The sequence below is a fragment of the Bradyrhizobium zhengyangense genome, from assembly GCF_022012555.1.
Taxonomy (GTDB): domain Bacteria; phylum Pseudomonadota; class Alphaproteobacteria; order Rhizobiales; family Xanthobacteraceae; genus Bradyrhizobium; species Bradyrhizobium zhengyangense.
Genome location: NZ_JAKLTZ010000003.1, coordinates 986,608 through 1,001,386, shown reverse-complemented (window position 1 = coordinate 1,001,386; position 14,779 = coordinate 986,608). Strand labels below are relative to the sequence as shown.

Below are 14,779 nucleotides of genomic sequence, written 5' to 3'. Positions count from 1 at the left end.
GTTCCGGAGGTCGCCGAAGCCTGCGCTTTTGCAGGTGAACCCTTGTGGCGGCGCACAACAACTGCCTCAAATTTCCACTAGCGCTCATTGCGGCATCACGCGATTGATCAAAGAAAAAATCAAAGGTGAGTCGCAGGGGACGGGAACATGCTGGACGCGATCCAGATCAGCTTGGCGCTGTGGGCCATGATCGTTTGCGGGGGGATCAAGACGGTGCAGATCGTGCACTGTCTGTTATAGCGCGCGATCCGCGCTACGAGACAAGCCAGGTCAGGAACGCCATCGCAGCCCAGACCAGGGCGCCGATCCAGGCGGTCATCACGACGGCGATTGTTGCGAGAAAGGCGAAGCCGTGCAGGTCGGCCTTGCGCGTTGACGTGGGCGCTTGCGCTTCGGCTTCTCGTCTCGTGAGGGGGACAGCCATCGATCCTCTGTCGCGTTCTGCGGAGTACTATGTTGCTTCTTAGCGAACGCGCCGGGCCACGGCTGTGATGCAATTCACAGATCGGCGCAAATGAACGGGCCTCACCGATTTGTGCGTATGATCATCACATCGCGCGCAGCAGGGGATTTGCGTGCGGTTTGAAACCGCCAGTGCAATTCTATGCGGGTCACAATTAGAGCGTGCCGAAATCGTCGGTAACACGCCCAATTATCCGCAATCATACGGACGAAATTGCCACGCACTTGTCCGGATCGAGCGGTTAGAGTCGGCACTCATGTGTACCAAGTACGATCCACAGCACGAAGCCGAGGCGGCAATGAAGCGCGCCGCGGCGTCGGAAGGCCCCGACCGGCAACGCCTCATCGAACTGGCGCTGGCCTGGCATCAGCTTGCGCGCGATCGTCGCGATGACGAGCCCACGGACACGGACTGACCGCATTCGGCCCTACCGCCCCGTTTGGTCCCAGCCGCCCCATCGAATCGAAAAGTACCGTCGGCCATCGTGCGCGTTGCAGTGCTGGCGATCGCAGCGATGGCGCGAAAGACCGAGATCACCTCATCGCCGACCGCGGCTTCTAACGATCGCGGTGCGTCCACGCCTGGACAGCGGAGGCCAGTTGATGCTGACTCATGGCGGCATCGGCAATCGACGCCTGGGCTATTTCGATGCGCTTTGTGATCGCGCCGGAGCTGAGGTCCACGAGCCCGGCGTCGATTGCCAGATACGACATCGCGACCAGCGCCACCGCAACGGCGATCCCCATTCTCGTCAATTCGGCCCGCGGCATCGAAAGTCCTTGTTTGAGCGCAACCGCTCGTCGCGCTTAGATAGGGCGCACCCTCCGGGTTCAAAGCCCGCGGCAAGGCGGCCCACGCGTTCGTGAAACACGACAGATTTGCGATAGGAAGTCAGGTGGCGCGTTAATGATGAACGTCAGCGCATGTCGACCAGACGCCTGGCGATCCCGGCAGGAATCGAACCTGCAACCCTCAGAGTAGAAATCTGATGCTCTATCCAGTTGAGCTACGGGACCGTTCCGGCCAGCCCGGTTTGGGGGCCGGCTGTTCATATATCATGGCAATATGAAAAATCTGGTCTTTCGCCAAGCCTGAACCGAACCGTTTTCCTCAATGCAGCGACAAACCGGAACGGCGGAGTGTCAGGGTGCCGGGTTGAGCGGCAGCGGACTGGACGACGGATTACGTCGCCGGCAACGCTGGCCAGCTTCCGGGACACGGTCGCCGGTCGACTGTTTCAGGTGTTGCCTGCGCCTCAGGACGGCGTGCGCGGCGGTATCTCGATCGGTCTCCTTTGGGCGTGCCTTGCCATGGCGAATGCGACGTTTTGCACCTTTGGTTCCATCGCCATGAGTCCGTCACCTTTCCGCACACATTATCGCCGCCGCGGCGCTCGTCCGCGATTTCCGGGAGTCCTTTCATGATTGGTCTGGTTCGCGCCGTCGCTCTCTGCGCCGTGCTGGCGTTTGGCCTTTGCGCTGCGCAGGCAGCAGACAAGGCATTCAAGCGTGACGATCTCGCCGATTCCGCGATCAAGCTCGAGGCGCAGATCAAGAGTGAAGCGGGGCCGGTCGCCAAGACCAACGCGACCCTGAAGACCGACGCCGACGCCGCATTCAGGCGCAACGATTACCGCACCGGGCTCTCGGTCCTCGGCCAGATTGCCGCCACCACGCCTGATGACGCCGGCAACTGGCTGCGGCTTGCAAAGGTCATCTTCCAGATCACGCCGAAGAGTTCGAGCGAGCAGACGTTCCTCTGGGAGCGCGCCTCGACCGCCGCCTACATCGCCTACATGCGCGCCGGCAATCAGGGTGAGGAAGCCGATGCGCTCGCCGTGCTCGGCAGGTCGCTCGCCGAACGGCACCTGTTTCGCCCAGCGCTCGACGCATTGCGGCTGTCGCTGGACATGCGCGAGGTCGCCGATGTCCGCGGCCAATATGAAAAGCTGCGCGACGAGCACGGCTTCCGCTTGCTCGATTATACCGTGGACTCGGATTCGGCGAGCCCGCGCGCCTGCTTCCAGTTCTCGGAAGAACTCGCCAAGCGCACCGATTTCGCGCCGTTTCTGGCGCTCGCAGGTCAGGACAAGCCGGCGCTGTCGGCCGAGGGCAAGCAGCTCTGCGTTGACGGGCTGAAGCATGGCGAGCGCTACAACATCAATCTGCGCGCCGGCCTGCCATCGACCGTCAAGGAAGGCCTGCCGAAATCGGCCGAATTCAACATCTATGTGCGCGACCGCAAGCCGTTCGTGCGCTTCACCAGCCGCGCCTATGTGCTGCCGCGCACCGGCCAGCGCGGCATTCCCGTGGTCAGCGTCAACACGCCTGCCGTGAACATTAATGTTTTCCGGATCGGCGATCGCAACCTGATCAACACGGTGGTCGACAGCGACTTCCAGAAGACGTTGTCGAAGTACCAGCTCGGCGATCTCGGTGACGAGCGCGGCGTCAAGGTCTGGTCCGGCGAGCTTGCGACCGCGATGACGCTGAACCAGGACGTCACCACCGCATTCCCGGTCGACGAGGCGCTGGGTGAGCTGCAGCCCGGCGTCTATGTGATGACGGCGGCGGCCAAGGGTCCGGGCAGCGACGATGATTATCAGCTCGCCACCCAATGGTTCATCGTGTCCGATCTCGGCGTCGCGGCCTACTCAGGCAATGACGGCATCCATGTCTTCGTCAATTCGCTGGCCTCGACTGATCCGGTCGGCAAAGCCGAGGTGCGGCTGGTCGCCCGCAACAACGAGATTTTGGCGACGCGCAAGACCGATGATGCCGGTCACGTACTGTTCGAGGCGGGCCTCGCGCGGGGCGAGGGCGGCCTGTCGCCGGCGATGTTGACGGTGACAGGCGAGAAGGCGGACTACGCCTTCCTGAGCCTGAAGACCTCGGCCTTTGATCTGTCCGACCGCGGCGTTGCGGGCCGCGCCGTGCCTGCGGGCGCCGACGCCTTCGTCTACGCCGAGCGCGGCGTCTATCGCTCGAGCGAGACCGTCTATCTCACCGCGCTGCTGCGCGACGGGCAGGGCAATGCCGTCAACGGCGGACCGCTGACCCTGGTGATCGAGCGTCCCGATGGCGTCGAATTCCGCCGCGCCGTGCTGGCGGACCAAGGCGCCGGCGGCCGCACGCTTGCCGTGCCGCTCAATTCGGCCGTTCCGACCGGGACATGGCGGGTGCGCGCCTTCACCGATCCGAAGGGCTCGTCGGTCGGCGAGACCACCTTCATGGTCGAAGACTACGTGCCCGACAGGATCGAATTCGACTTGTCCGCCAAGGACAAGCTGATCAAAGCTAACGCTCCTGTGGAGCTTAAGGCGGACGGTCATTTCCTCTATGGCGCGCCGGCCTCCGGCCTCAGCCTCGAGGGCGACATGCTGATTGCGCCCGCGGCGGCTGGGCGGCCCGGCTTTGCCGGCTACCAGTTCGGCGTCGATGACGAGCAGACCACGTCGAACGAGCGCACACCGTTGGAGAACCTGCCCGAGGCCGACGCCAATGGCGTTGCGACCTTCCCGGTGACGCTTGACAAGCAGCCATCCTCGACGCGTCCGCAAGAGGCGCAGATCTTCATCCGCATGGTCGAGACCGGCGGCCGCGCCGTCGAGCGCAAACTGGTGCTGCCGGTCGCGCCGGCGACCGCGCTGATCGGCGTCAAGCCGCTGTTCGGCGACAAGAACGTCGCGGAAGGCGACAAGGCCGAGTTCGACGTCGTATTCGTCTCACCGGAAGGCAAGACGCTTCCCCGCGACGGCCTGCGCTACGAGCTCCTGAAGATGGAGTCGCGCTATCAGTGGTACCGCCAGAACAATTACTGGGAGTACGAGCCGGTCAAGTCGACCTCGCGCGTCGCCGATGGTGACGTGACGATTGCGGCAGACAAGCCGACCCGCATCTCGCTGGCGCCACGCCCCGGCCGCTACCGGCTGGACGTAAAGTCGAATGACGCTGACGGCCCGGTGACCTCGGTGCAGTTCGACGTCGGCTGGTATTCCGATGGCAGCGCCGACACGCCTGATTTGCTGGAGACCTCGATCGACAAACCGCAATACGCATCCGGCGACACCATGACCGTGTCGGTCAACGTCCGCTCCGCCGGCAAGCTCACCGTCAACGTGGTCGGCGACCGCCTGCTGACGACGCAGACCGTCGACGTCAAGGAAGGCACCGCGCAGGTCAAGCTCCCGGTCGGCAAGGATTGGAGCACCGGTGCCTATGTTGTGGCAACGCTGCGCCGTCCGCTCGATGCGGCTGCGCAGCGTATGCCGGGCCGCGCGATCGGCCTGAAATGGTTCGGGATCGACAAGCAGGCCCGCACGCTTGCTGTGAAGCTGTCGCCGCCGGATCTAATCCGGCCGAATTCGATGCTGAAGATCCCCGTCAAGCTCGACGGGCTCAACCCCGGCGAAGACGCCAAGATCGTCATCGCCGCGGTCGACGTCGGCATTCTCAACCTCACCAATTACAAGCCGCCGGCGCCGGATGATTATTATCTCGGCCAGCGCCAGTTGACTGCGGAGATCCGTGATCTCTATGGGCAGCTGATCGACGGCATGTCCGGCACGCGCGGCCAGATCAAATCCGGCGGCGACGCAGGTGCGGCTGAACTGCAGGGCTCACCGCCCGCGCAGAAGCCGCTGGCGCTCTATTCCGGCATCGTCACCGTCGGCGCCGACGGCACCGCGGAAGTCAGCTTCGACATTCCGGAGTTCGCCGGCACCGCGCGCGTCATGGCGGTGGCGTGGACCGCGACCAAGCTCGGCCGCGCCAACACCGATGTCGTGATCCGCGACCCCGTGGTGCTGACCACGACCTTGCCGCGCTTCCTGCTCAATGGCGACCACGGCACTGTCAATCTCGAGATCGACAATGTCGAAGGCCAGGCCGGCGATTACGTCATCAACGTCAAGACCGGCGGCCCGGTGAAGATGACCGGTAACCCCGCAACCACCGTCAAGCTCGCCGCCAAGCAGCGCAATTCGTTCGCGCTGGCGGTCGATGCGACCGCGGCCGGGCAGGCGACGCTCGATGTCGACATCAAGGGGCCGAATGGCCTCACGCTCGCGCGCCACTACGCGCTCGACGTCAAGGCGGCGACGCAAGTGCTGGCGCGGCGTTCGATCCGGACGCTGGCGAAGGGCGAGAGCCTGACGCTGACCTCGGACATGTTCTCCGACCTGGTGCCGGGCACCGGCAGCGTCTCGGTCTCGGCGAGCCTGTCCACAGCGCTCGATGCGGCGACCATCCTGAAAGCGCTCGACCGCTATCCCTATGGCTGCTCGGAGCAGATCACGAGCCGCGCGATGCCGTTGCTCTACGTCAACGACCTCGCGGCCGGCGCACATCTGGCCATGGATACCGAGGTCGATCAGCGCATCCGCGACGCCATCGAGCGGCTGCTGGCGCGCCAGGGCTCCAACGGCTCGTTCGGCCTGTGGTCGGCCGGCGGCGATGACGCCTGGCTCGATGCGTACGTGACCGACTTCCTCACCCGCGCCCGCGAAAAGGGCTTTGTGGTGCCTGATGTCCTGTTCAAGAATGCGCTTGATCGCATCAGAAACTCCGTCGTCAACGGCAACGAGCCGGAGAAGGACGGCGGCCGCGATCTCGCCTACGGCCTCTACGTGCTCGCCCGCAACGGCGCTGCTCCCATCGGCGACCTCCGCTATCTCGCCGACACCAAGCTGAACAATCTGGCGACGCCGATCGCCAAGTCTCAGCTCGCGGCGGCGCTCGCTTTGGTTGGCGACCGCAACCGCGCCGAGCGGGTCTATGGTGCAGCGCTCGACAGCCTCGCGCCAAAGCCGGTGCTGGAGTTCGGCCGCAGCGATTACGGCTCGCAACTCCGTGATGCCGCCGCGCTGGTCTCGCTCGCCAGCGAAGGCAATGCGCCGAAGGCGACGCTGACGCAGGCCGTTGCGCGGGTCGAGACCGCGCGCGGGCTCACGCCTTACACCTCCACGCAGGAGAATGCGTGGTTGGTGCTGGCGGCGCGGGCGCTGGCCAAGGAAAACCTCTCGATCGAGGTCGACGGTCAGCCGATCAAGACTGCGCTCTACCGCAGCTACAAGGCGGAGACGCTGAGCGGCAAGCCGCTGAAGATCACCAACACCGGCGATGCGCCGGTGCAGGCGGTGATCTCGGTCTCCGGCTCGCCGGTGACGCCGGAGCCGGCCGCGTCGAACGGCTTCAAGATCGAGCGGAACTACTTCACGCTCGACGGCAAGCCGGCCGACATTAGCAAGGTCAAGCAGAACGATCGCTTTGCCGTGGTGTTGAAGATTACGGAAGCCAAGCCCGAATACGGCCACATCATGGTGTCCGACTATCTGCCGGCGGGGCTCGAGATCGACAACCCGAAGCTGGTCTCGTCGGGCGACAGCGGCACGCTGGACTGGATCGAGGATGGTGAGGAGCCTGAAGACACCGAATTCCGCGACGACCGCTTCACCGCGGCCGTCGACCGGGCCTCGGACTCCAAGGCAGTCTTCACCGTCGCCTATGTCGTGCGCGTGGTCTCACCAGGCAAATACGTGTTGCCGCAGGCCTATGTCGAGGACATGTACAACCCCTCGCGTTACGGCCGCACCGGAACGGGTACAGTCGAGGTGCGGGCGGCGAAGTGAGGAGTGAGATGAGCGAGGCTGATCGCGTTTCTCGTCATTCCGGGGCGGTGCGCAGCACCGAACTAAGGCGCGCGATTGCGCGCCTGAGAATCTCGAGGTTCCGGGTCTGGTCCTTCGGACCATCCCGGAACGACGGCCGAGCCGTAGGGCACGGCCGTCGTCTCTTCTCGATCGCCGCGCTCGCCTTCATCCTCGCCCTCATCGGCTTCGTCGGCTGGGTCTATTCCCTCGGCCCGCTGCCGCTCGACGAAGCGCGCCGCGTCTCGACCACCGTTGTCGATCGCAACGGCAAGCTGTTGCGCGCCTATGCGATGGCGGACGGGCGGTGGCGCCTGCCCGTCGATGCCAAGGCCAATGTCGATCCGACTTACCTGAAGCTGCTGTTCGCCTATGAAGACCAGCGCTTCTATGCCCATGACGGCATCGATCCGCTGGCGCTGGGCCGGGCTGCGGTGCAGCTGACCACGCGCGGCCACATCGTGTCGGGCGGCTCGACCATCTCGATGCAGCTGGCGCGGCTGATGGAGCCGCGGCGGCAGCGCTCGCTCTATGCAAAGCTGCACCAGATCGTCCGCGCGATCGAGCTGGAGCGGACGATGAGCAAGGACGAGATCCTCGACCTCTACCTCGCGCTTGCGCCCTATGGCGGCAATCTCGAAGGCATCCGTGCCGCATCGATCGCCTATCTCGGCAAGGAGCCGAAGCGGCTGTCGCTGGCGGAAGCTGCGCTGCTGGTGGCGCTGCCGCAATCGCCGGAAACACGTCGTCTCGACCGTTTTCCGGAAGCCGCGCGCATCGCGCGGGATCGCGTGCTCGACCGCATGGTCGAAGAGCATGTGGTCGGCATCGACGATGCCAAGCAGGCCAAGGCCGTGCCCGTGCCAACGCTGCGCAAGCCGATGCCGATCCTGGCGCCGCACGCCTCCGACAGCGCGCTGGCAACGGTCAAGGATGCGCCGGTTATCAAGCTGACGCTGGACTCAAATCTGCAGAAGGTGCTGGAGCCGCTGGCGCACGACCGCGCCGTTGCGCTAGGACCGAACATCTCGGTCGGCATCATCGTGGTCGACAATGAGAGCGGCGACGTGCTCGCGCGTGTCGGTTCGGCGGATTATTTCGACGAGAGTCGGGCAGGGCAGGTCGACATGACCCGCGCCATCCGCTCGCCGGGGTCGACGCTGAAACCCTTCATCTACGGTCTCGCCTTTGAAGACGGCTTTGTTCATCCAGACAGCCTGATCGACGACCGCCCGGTGCGCTTCGGCTCCTACGCGCCTGAAAATTTCGACATGACGTTCCAGGGCACGGTGCCGGTGAAGAAGGCGTTGCAACTCTCGTTGAATGTGCCAGCGATCGTGCTGCTCGACCGCGTCGGCTCGAGCCGGCTGGCCTCGCGGCTGCGCCAGGCCGGCGGCAATCTGGTTCTGCCTAAGGACGAGGCGCCGGGGCTCGCGATGGGCCTCGGCGGCGTTGGTGTCACGCTCCAGGATCTGGCGCAGCTTTATGCAGGGTTCGCCCGGCTCGGCACCACCAGGCCATTGCGCGAGATCATGGCCGCCACGGATGATCGCGAGGCGCTGCGGCTCTTGGACCCGGTGGCGGCCTGGCAGGTCGGCAATGTGTTGCTGGGAACCCCGCCGCCGGAGAACGCGGCTCATAACCGCATCGCCTTCAAGACAGGCACCTCCTATGGCTATCGCGATGCCTGGTCGGTCGGCTTCGATGGCCGCATGACCATCGGCGTCTGGGTCGGCCGCCCCGATGGCGCGCCGGTTCCCGGCCTTATCGGCCGCGTTGCCGCCGCGCCCATCCTGTTCGATGCCTTCGCACGGACCGGAAAGACGCTGACCCCTCTGCCGAAGCCACCGAAGGGAACCCTGCTTGCCAGCAACGCGAAGTTGCCATTGCCGCTGAAGCGGTTCCGCCCCGTGGGGGAACTCGTCCGGACAGGCGGCGAGCAGGCGCTCCACATCCAGTTCCCGCTCAACGGCTCCCGGATCGATGTGGATCGATCGGGCGGCACTGACGCTGCTGCCATGCCCGTCAAGGTCGCCGGCGGGGTGCTGCCGATGACTGTCATGGTCAACGGTACGGCGCGCGGCGAGATCGACGGACGCCGCCAGCGCCTGATCGATCCGCCCGGCCCGGGCTTTGCACGGCTGACCGTGATCGACGCCACGGGCGCCGCGGACACAGTCGTCATTCGAATTCAATGAGAGCGGCTCAAGCGGTTGTGGCGATGGCGGTTTCAGCGTAAGCGGAACCAATGGCCGAGACCTATCCGACTCCCCGATTTGGAGCGCCGCGAGAGCCGAAAACGCCCGTGAATCCGGGCAGTCGGCTCGTGCTGATGCTCGACGTCGTCACTGCCAGCCACGCCCGTGCGGTGGGCTTCCTGGTGCTGTGCGCGCTGCTGCTGTTCCTGCCGGGATTTTTCACCATCCCGCCCGTTGACCGCGATGAGGCACGGTTCGCGCAGGCCACCAAGCAAATGGTCGAAAGCCGCGACTATGTGGACATTCGCTTCCAGGAGGACGTTCGCTACAAGAAGCCGGTCGGCATCTACTGGTTGCAATCGGCGGCCGTCGAAGCGGCGACGGCGCTGAAGCTGCCCAAGGCCGAATTGCGCATCTGGGTCTATCGGCTGCCCTCGTTGATCGGGGCGATAGGTGCGGTGCTGATGACCTATTGGACGGCGCTGGGCTTCGTCACGCGGCGCGCGGCGGTGCTTGCCGCGCTCCTGATGGCCGCCTCCGTGCTGCTTGGAGTCGAGGCCCGCCTGGCCAAGACCGACGCCGTGCTGCTGTTCTCGGTGGTCGCGGCAATGGGTGCGATGTCGCGCGCCTACCTGTCCTGGCAGCGCGCCGAGGACGAGACACATCCGCCCTGGACCTGGCCCGCGATCTTCTGGACCGCGCTCGCGGTCGGCATCCTGATCAAGGGCCCGCTGATCCTGATGTTCGCCGGGCTCACCATCGTTGCGCTCGCGATCCAGGACCGCGACGCCTCCTGGCTGTGGCGCTTGCGGCCCGTTTGGGGCCTGATGTGGATGCTGGTGCTGGTGCTGCCCTGGTTCGTCGCGATCTTCTGGCGCGCCGGCGATGCGTTTTTTGCGGACTCCGTCGGCGGCGACATGCTGAGCAAGATCGGCGCGCAGGAATCCCATGGCGCGCCGCCCGGCGTCTATTTGGCGCTGTTCTGGATTACCTTCTGGCCCGGTGCGCCGCTCGCGGCGATGGCGGCGCCGGCCGTGTGGCGGGCGCGGCGTGAGCCCGGCGCGCAATTCTTGCTGGCCTGGCTGGTCCCGTCCTGGATCGTATTCGAGGCCGTGCTGACCAAGTTGCCGCATTACGTGCTGCCGCTCTATCCCGCGATTGCGATCCTCACCGTCGGCGCGCTGGAGCGGAACGTGCTGTCGCGCTCCTGGCTGGCGCGCGGCTCGGCCTGGTGGTTCGTAATTCCCGCGGGCGGTTCGATCATCGCGGTGGTCGGCGCCGTCATGCTGACGCGGCAGCCGGCCTTCGTGGCCTGGCCGTTCATCGCGGCCTCGCTGATCTTCGGCCTGTTCGCCTGGTGGCTGTTCGACACCAATCGCGCCGAGCGCTCGGTGCTCAACGCGCTGGTCGCAGCGCTCATGCTGGCTGTCGTGGTCTATGGCATTGTGCTGCCGTCATTGACGCCGCTGTTTCCGAGCATCGAGGTCGCGCGCGCTTTGCGCAACGTGACCTGCGTCGGCCCGCGGGCGGCCTCGGCCGGCTATGCCGAGCCAAGCCTTGTCTTCCTGACCGGCACCCAGACGCTGTTGACCGACGGCTCAGGCGCCGCCGATTTCCTCAGGCAGGGAAGTTGCCGGTTTGCGCTGGTCGAGCAACGCTCGGAGCGCAGCTTCGTGCAGCGCGCCGAGGCCATCGGGCTGCGCTACAAGGTCGGGGCGCGCATCGACGGCTATAATTTCTCGCAAGGGCGCGCAATTTCGATCTCGATCTTCCGTTCCGAGGGCACCGAGTAGGATGCCAGGCAGTACCACCATTGCGCCGCGTGCAAGCTATCCCGTGCAGTTGTTCACGGTCGTTGGCCATGCACTGGCGCAATTGGTGCGCTCGCCGTCGCATTCGCGCCGTGCCGCGGCTGCGCGAAAATTGGCGCGGCATTCGCTGTGGCTGAGCGCGGCAGGGGCAGCCCTGATCATCGTGCTGATGCTCGCGTTCGATCGGACCGAGATCCAGCTGATGCCGGCGCGGGGCACGGCCTGGCTATGGCCGATCCGCATCCTCACCGATTTCGGCAAGGATGAGAACGTGCTCTCGGTGCTGGGCGCGGCGCTGGTGATCGTGGCGCTCGTTGCGGCCGGGATGCACGGCACTCGCCGTGCGCTGCTGCTCGGCTTCGGCACGAGGCTGCAATATCTGTTTCTGTCTGTCGCCCTGTCGGTGTTCGTCGCCGAGATTCTGAAATATCTCATCGGCCGCGGGCGTCCGTTCGTCGGCGGCAAGGCCGATCCGTTCAACTTCATACCGCTCGAAGGCACGGGAGCTTATGCCAGCCTGCCGTCGGGGCATGCAGTGACGGCGTTCGCTCTGGCCTTTGCGGTCGCGGCGCTCTGGCCGCGCCTGCGCGTGTTCATGTTCACTTACGCGGTCGTGATCGTGCTGACGCGGCTGGTACTGCTGGCGCATCACCCGAGCGACGTCACGGCCGGGGCTCTGGTCGGCATGGTCGGCGCCATGGCCGTGCGCTACTGGTTTGCCGCCCGCAGGCTCGGCTTTGCCATCCGCGCCGATGGCACCATCGTGCCACTTCCAGGACCGCTTCCAGGACGCCTCAAAAGGGTTGCCCGCAGCCCATCCGCCCCATAAAAGCGGCTGCTTCCCGGGCCAAGGGTTCCCGGGGGCGGGCCAATCCAACCACGAGCTTTCGATTTGTCGTCGTCCCAGCCTTCGGTTTCCATCGTTGTCCCCGTGCGCAACGAAGCCGACAACATTGCGCCCCTGATCGAGGAGATCACGGCCGCGCTCGACGGCCGCTGGGCCTATGAGATCATCTATGTCAACGACGGCTCGACCGATGCGACCGGCGACCGGCTTGCGGCGATGATGAAGCAGCGCGGCAATCTGCGGCAGCTTCGTCACGCAAAATCCGCCGGCCAGTCGGCCGCGGTTCGCAGCGGCGTGCGCGCGGCGCGCGGCACGATCGTGGCGACGCTCGATGGTGACGGCCAGAACAATCCGGCCTTCCTGCCGGATCTGATCGCGGCGGTCGAGAAGGGTGTCAATGTCGGCCTTGCCGCCGGACAGCGCGTTGGGCGCAAGGACACCGGCTTCAAGAAATTCCAGTCGCGGGTGGCCAACAAGGTCCGCAATGCGATCCTCAAGGACGGCACGCGCGACACTGGCTGCGGCCTGAAGGCGTTCCGTCGCGAGGTCTTCCTGATGATGCCTTATTTCGACGGGCTGCATCGTTTCCTGCCGGCGCTGATGCGCCGCGAAGGATTCGATATCGCCTATGTCGACGTGATCGACCGGCCGCGCCATTCCGGCGTGTCCAATTACGGCTTCTTCGACCGGCTTTGGATCGGGATCATGGATCTCGCCGGCGTGTGGTGGCTGATCCGCCGCAAGAAGCCGACGCCTGAAGTGACTGAGGTGAACGCATGATCATCCAATACGGCCAGGCCCTCAGCAATTATCTGTACGACGTCTTCGTCGCCAAGTTCGATTTCTGGCTGGCGTTCGGCCTGGTCGCGCAGCTGTTCTTCACCGCGCGTTTCCTGGTGCAATGGATCGCGAGCGAGCGGGCCGGCAACAGCGTGGTGCCGATGGCGTTCTGGTTCTGCTCGATGGGCGGCGGCCTGATGACGCTGGTCTACGGCGTCGTCAAGCGTGAGCCCGTCATCATCCTCGGGCAGGCGCTGGCGACGATCATTTATGTCCGCAACATCATGCTGATCATCAAGAACCGCGGCCGCTCGTCGAAGACGCTGGAGCGCTGATTCCTGGCCCTAGCGCGGCAGCGCCGTCGCGCCTGAGGCGGGCAGGGCTGATGTCTCCGCCTCGGAGCGGCGATAGGGCTCGCCGGCCGCATCCAGCACGGGATAGGCGACCGAGCAGATATGCGAATGGATGCGGCGCAGATCGCGCAACACGTCCAGATGCAGCGATGTGGTCTCGATCGTCTCGGGGCGACCTTCGCGCAGGCGGTCGAGATGGCGCTCGACGGCGGCGAGCTCGGTGTTTTTCAGTGCCGTCTTCTCCACCAGCAGCTTGCGGGCCTCGTTGGCATCGCCTGACATGAACACGCCGAAGGCGATCCGCAGCGAATCCATCGTGCGCTTGTGGAAGGCGGCGAGCTCGTCCGCGCCCTCGGACGAGAACTGGAAACGGCGCTTGATCTTCTTGGTGGCGAGCTCGCTCAGATTCTTGTCGATGATGTCGCCGATATGTTCGAGGTTGATGGCGAAAGAGATGATCTCCATCGCACGCCGGCCCTCGCTTTCGTCGAGGCTGCCGCGGGTCAGCTTGGTGACGTAGAGCTTGATGGCCTCGTCGAGGCTGTCGACGATGTTGTCCGTCTTCGAGACCTGGTCGACCAGCGAACGGTCGCCGGTCATCATCGCGGCCATCACCTTGCGCAGCATGGTTTCGACCAGATCGCCCATGCGGAGCGTCTCGCGTGCGGCGTCCGCGAGCGCCAGGGACGGCGTCTCCAGCGCGGTCTCATCGAGATAGCGCGGGCGGGCCGGATCGGTTTCCTCTACGCGATCCGGCAGTAGCCGGGTCAGCAGACGTGACATGGTATCGAGCAGGCCGACGAAAAGGATGGCCGTGCCGACATTGAAGGCGATATGGAAGGCGGCCGTCATCCGGGCGAGATCCGGCTGCCAGGCATGCATGTGATCCGCGATCGTGTGCAGGAACGGCAGGACCAGGGCGATGCCGACCACGCGATTGACGAGATTGCCGACCGGCAGCCGGTAGCTTGCGGGATCGTCGCGCTTTGCGCCTTCGAACACGGGATTGATGGCGCTGCCGAGATTGGCGCCGAGAACCAAAGCGAGAGCCGCATACGGCGTGATGAACTGCGAATAGGCCAGCGACATGATCAGCAGCACGCTGGCGACGCTCGAATGCACCAGCCAGGTGAGGAGGGCGGCGATCACGATGCACAGGACGGGATCGCCCGTGATCGCCGTCATCACGACCCGCATGCCCGGCGCGTTCTCCGCAGGCGCCAGCGTGTCGAGCAGGATATGCAGCGACAGCAGCATCAAGCCGAGGCCGATGCAGACGCGGCCGATATCCTTGATCCGCGAGCGCGGACCGGAGCGGAAGGCGACGAGGCCGAGCACGAACAGCACGGGTGCGACGGCGGCGATGTTGAACGACAGCACCTGCACGATCAGGGTCGTGCCGACATTGGCCCCTAGCATGATGGCAAGCGCAGCGACAAGGCTCAGCAGCCCTTCGGCGGCGAACGAGCTGGTGAGCAGGGCTGTTGCCGTGCTGCTCTGGAGTAGCGCAGTGAGGCCGAGGCCGGCGGCGAAGGCGCTGAAGCGGTTGCCGAGGGCCTTGCCGAGCAGATGCCTGAGGTCAGGACCGAACGCACGCAAAATCCCGCTGTGGACCATATGCAGGCCCCACAGCAGCAGCGCCACGCCACCCATCAGATCTAGCAGGACCAACGTACCCATT

General features: G+C 65.1%; 10 protein-coding genes and 1 tRNA gene. 7 read left to right on the top strand and 4 right to left on the bottom strand.

The window, feature by feature from the left end:
• Positions 1-253 precede the first annotated feature (253 nt).
• Positions 254-424 (bottom strand): hypothetical protein, encoded by a 171-nt coding sequence (locus tag L6639_RS15310; protein ID WP_237862503.1) that lies wholly within the window; start codon positions 422-424, stop codon positions 254-256.
• A gap of 151 nt (positions 425-575) precedes the next feature.
• On the opposite strand from L6639_RS15310, the gene L6639_RS15305 reads away from it, so the two are divergent.
• A complete protein-coding gene (locus L6639_RS15305; RefSeq protein WP_237862502.1) occupies positions 576-878 on the top strand; it encodes a hypothetical protein in 303 nt (100 codons plus the stop codon).
• Positions 879-1,020: 142 nt separating this feature from the next.
• Here the strand turns inward: L6639_RS15305 and L6639_RS15300 are convergent, their stop codons facing one another.
• Together L6639_RS15300 and L6639_RS15295 are read right to left on the bottom strand one after the other, a co-directional pair.
• Positions 1,021-1,233 carry a hypothetical protein gene (locus L6639_RS15300; RefSeq protein WP_237862501.1) on the bottom strand — a complete coding sequence of 71 codons (213 nt, stop codon included), beginning with the start codon at positions 1,231-1,233 and terminating at the stop codon, positions 1,021-1,023.
• A gap of 169 nt (positions 1,234-1,402) precedes the next feature.
• A tRNA-Arg gene (locus L6639_RS15295) sits at positions 1,403-1,479 on the bottom strand.
• 404 nt (positions 1,480-1,883) lie between these two features.
• Between L6639_RS15295 and L6639_RS15290 the strand changes: the two genes are divergently transcribed.
• From L6639_RS15290 to L6639_RS15265, 6 genes are all read left to right on the top strand, one after another.
• Positions 1,884-7,091 (top strand): alpha-2-macroglobulin family protein, encoded by a 5,208-nt coding sequence (locus L6639_RS15290; RefSeq protein WP_237862500.1) that lies wholly within the window; start codon positions 1,884-1,886, stop codon positions 7,089-7,091.
• Between the two features lie 8 nt (positions 7,092-7,099).
• Positions 7,100-9,307, top strand: coding sequence for a penicillin-binding protein 1C (pbpC, locus tag L6639_RS15285; RefSeq protein WP_237862499.1), 2,208 nt, complete (start codon positions 7,100-7,102; stop codon positions 9,305-9,307).
• Positions 9,308-9,357: 50 nt separating this feature from the next.
• Positions 9,358-11,100: an ArnT family glycosyltransferase gene (locus L6639_RS15280; RefSeq protein ID WP_237862498.1), complete on the top strand. Its 1,743-nt coding sequence runs from the start codon at positions 9,358-9,360 to the stop codon at positions 11,098-11,100.
• Between the two features lies 1 nt (position 11,101).
• Positions 11,102-11,947: a phosphatase PAP2 family protein gene (locus tag L6639_RS15275; RefSeq protein ID WP_237862497.1), complete on the top strand. Its 846-nt coding sequence runs from the start codon at positions 11,102-11,104 to the stop codon at positions 11,945-11,947.
• A 63-nt stretch (positions 11,948-12,010) separates the two neighbouring features.
• Positions 12,011-12,745, top strand: a complete 735-nt coding sequence (locus L6639_RS15270; protein ID WP_237862496.1) for a glycosyltransferase family 2 protein — start codon at positions 12,011-12,013, stop codon at positions 12,743-12,745.
• The gene (locus L6639_RS15265; protein WP_237862495.1) at positions 12,742-13,080 is read left to right on the top strand and encodes a lipid-A-disaccharide synthase N-terminal domain-containing protein; all 339 of its coding nucleotides are present in this window, start codon (positions 12,742-12,744) and stop codon (positions 13,078-13,080) included. The genes L6639_RS15270 and L6639_RS15265 overlap by 4 nt, the downstream gene beginning before the upstream one ends.
• Positions 13,081-13,089: 9 nt before the next feature.
• Here the strand turns inward: L6639_RS15265 and L6639_RS15260 are convergent, their stop codons facing one another.
• The gene (locus L6639_RS15260; protein ID WP_237862494.1) at positions 13,090-14,778 is read right to left on the bottom strand and encodes a Na/Pi cotransporter family protein; all 1,689 of its coding nucleotides are present in this window, start codon (positions 14,776-14,778) and stop codon (positions 13,090-13,092) included.
• Position 14,779: the final 1 nt, after the last annotated feature.

What these genes read in the sequence shown, in the direction of transcription:
- L6639_RS15260 (WP_237862494.1), bottom strand. Translation starts at nt 14,778, where the DNA reads ATGGGTACGTTGGTCCTGCTAGATCTGATGGGTGGCGTGGCGCTGCTG.
- pbpC (WP_237862499.1), top strand. Translation starts at nt 7,100, where the DNA reads ATGAGCGAGGCTGATCGCGTTTCTCGTCATTCCGGGGCGGTGCGCAGC.
- L6639_RS15290 (WP_237862500.1), top strand. Translation starts at nt 1,884, where the DNA reads ATGATTGGTCTGGTTCGCGCCGTCGCTCTCTGCGCCGTGCTGGCGTTT.
- L6639_RS15300 (WP_237862501.1), bottom strand. Translation starts at nt 1,233, where the DNA reads ATGCCGCGGGCCGAATTGACGAGAATGGGGATCGCCGTTGCGGTGGCG.
- L6639_RS15275 (WP_237862497.1), top strand. Translation starts at nt 11,102, where the DNA reads ATGCCAGGCAGTACCACCATTGCGCCGCGTGCAAGCTATCCCGTGCAG.
- L6639_RS15310 (WP_237862503.1), bottom strand. Translation starts at nt 424, where the DNA reads ATGGCTGTCCCCCTCACGAGACGAGAAGCCGAAGCGCAAGCGCCCACG.
- L6639_RS15280 (WP_237862498.1), top strand. Translation starts at nt 9,358, where the DNA reads ATGGCCGAGACCTATCCGACTCCCCGATTTGGAGCGCCGCGAGAGCCG.
- L6639_RS15265 (WP_237862495.1), top strand. Translation starts at nt 12,742, where the DNA reads ATGATCATCCAATACGGCCAGGCCCTCAGCAATTATCTGTACGACGTC.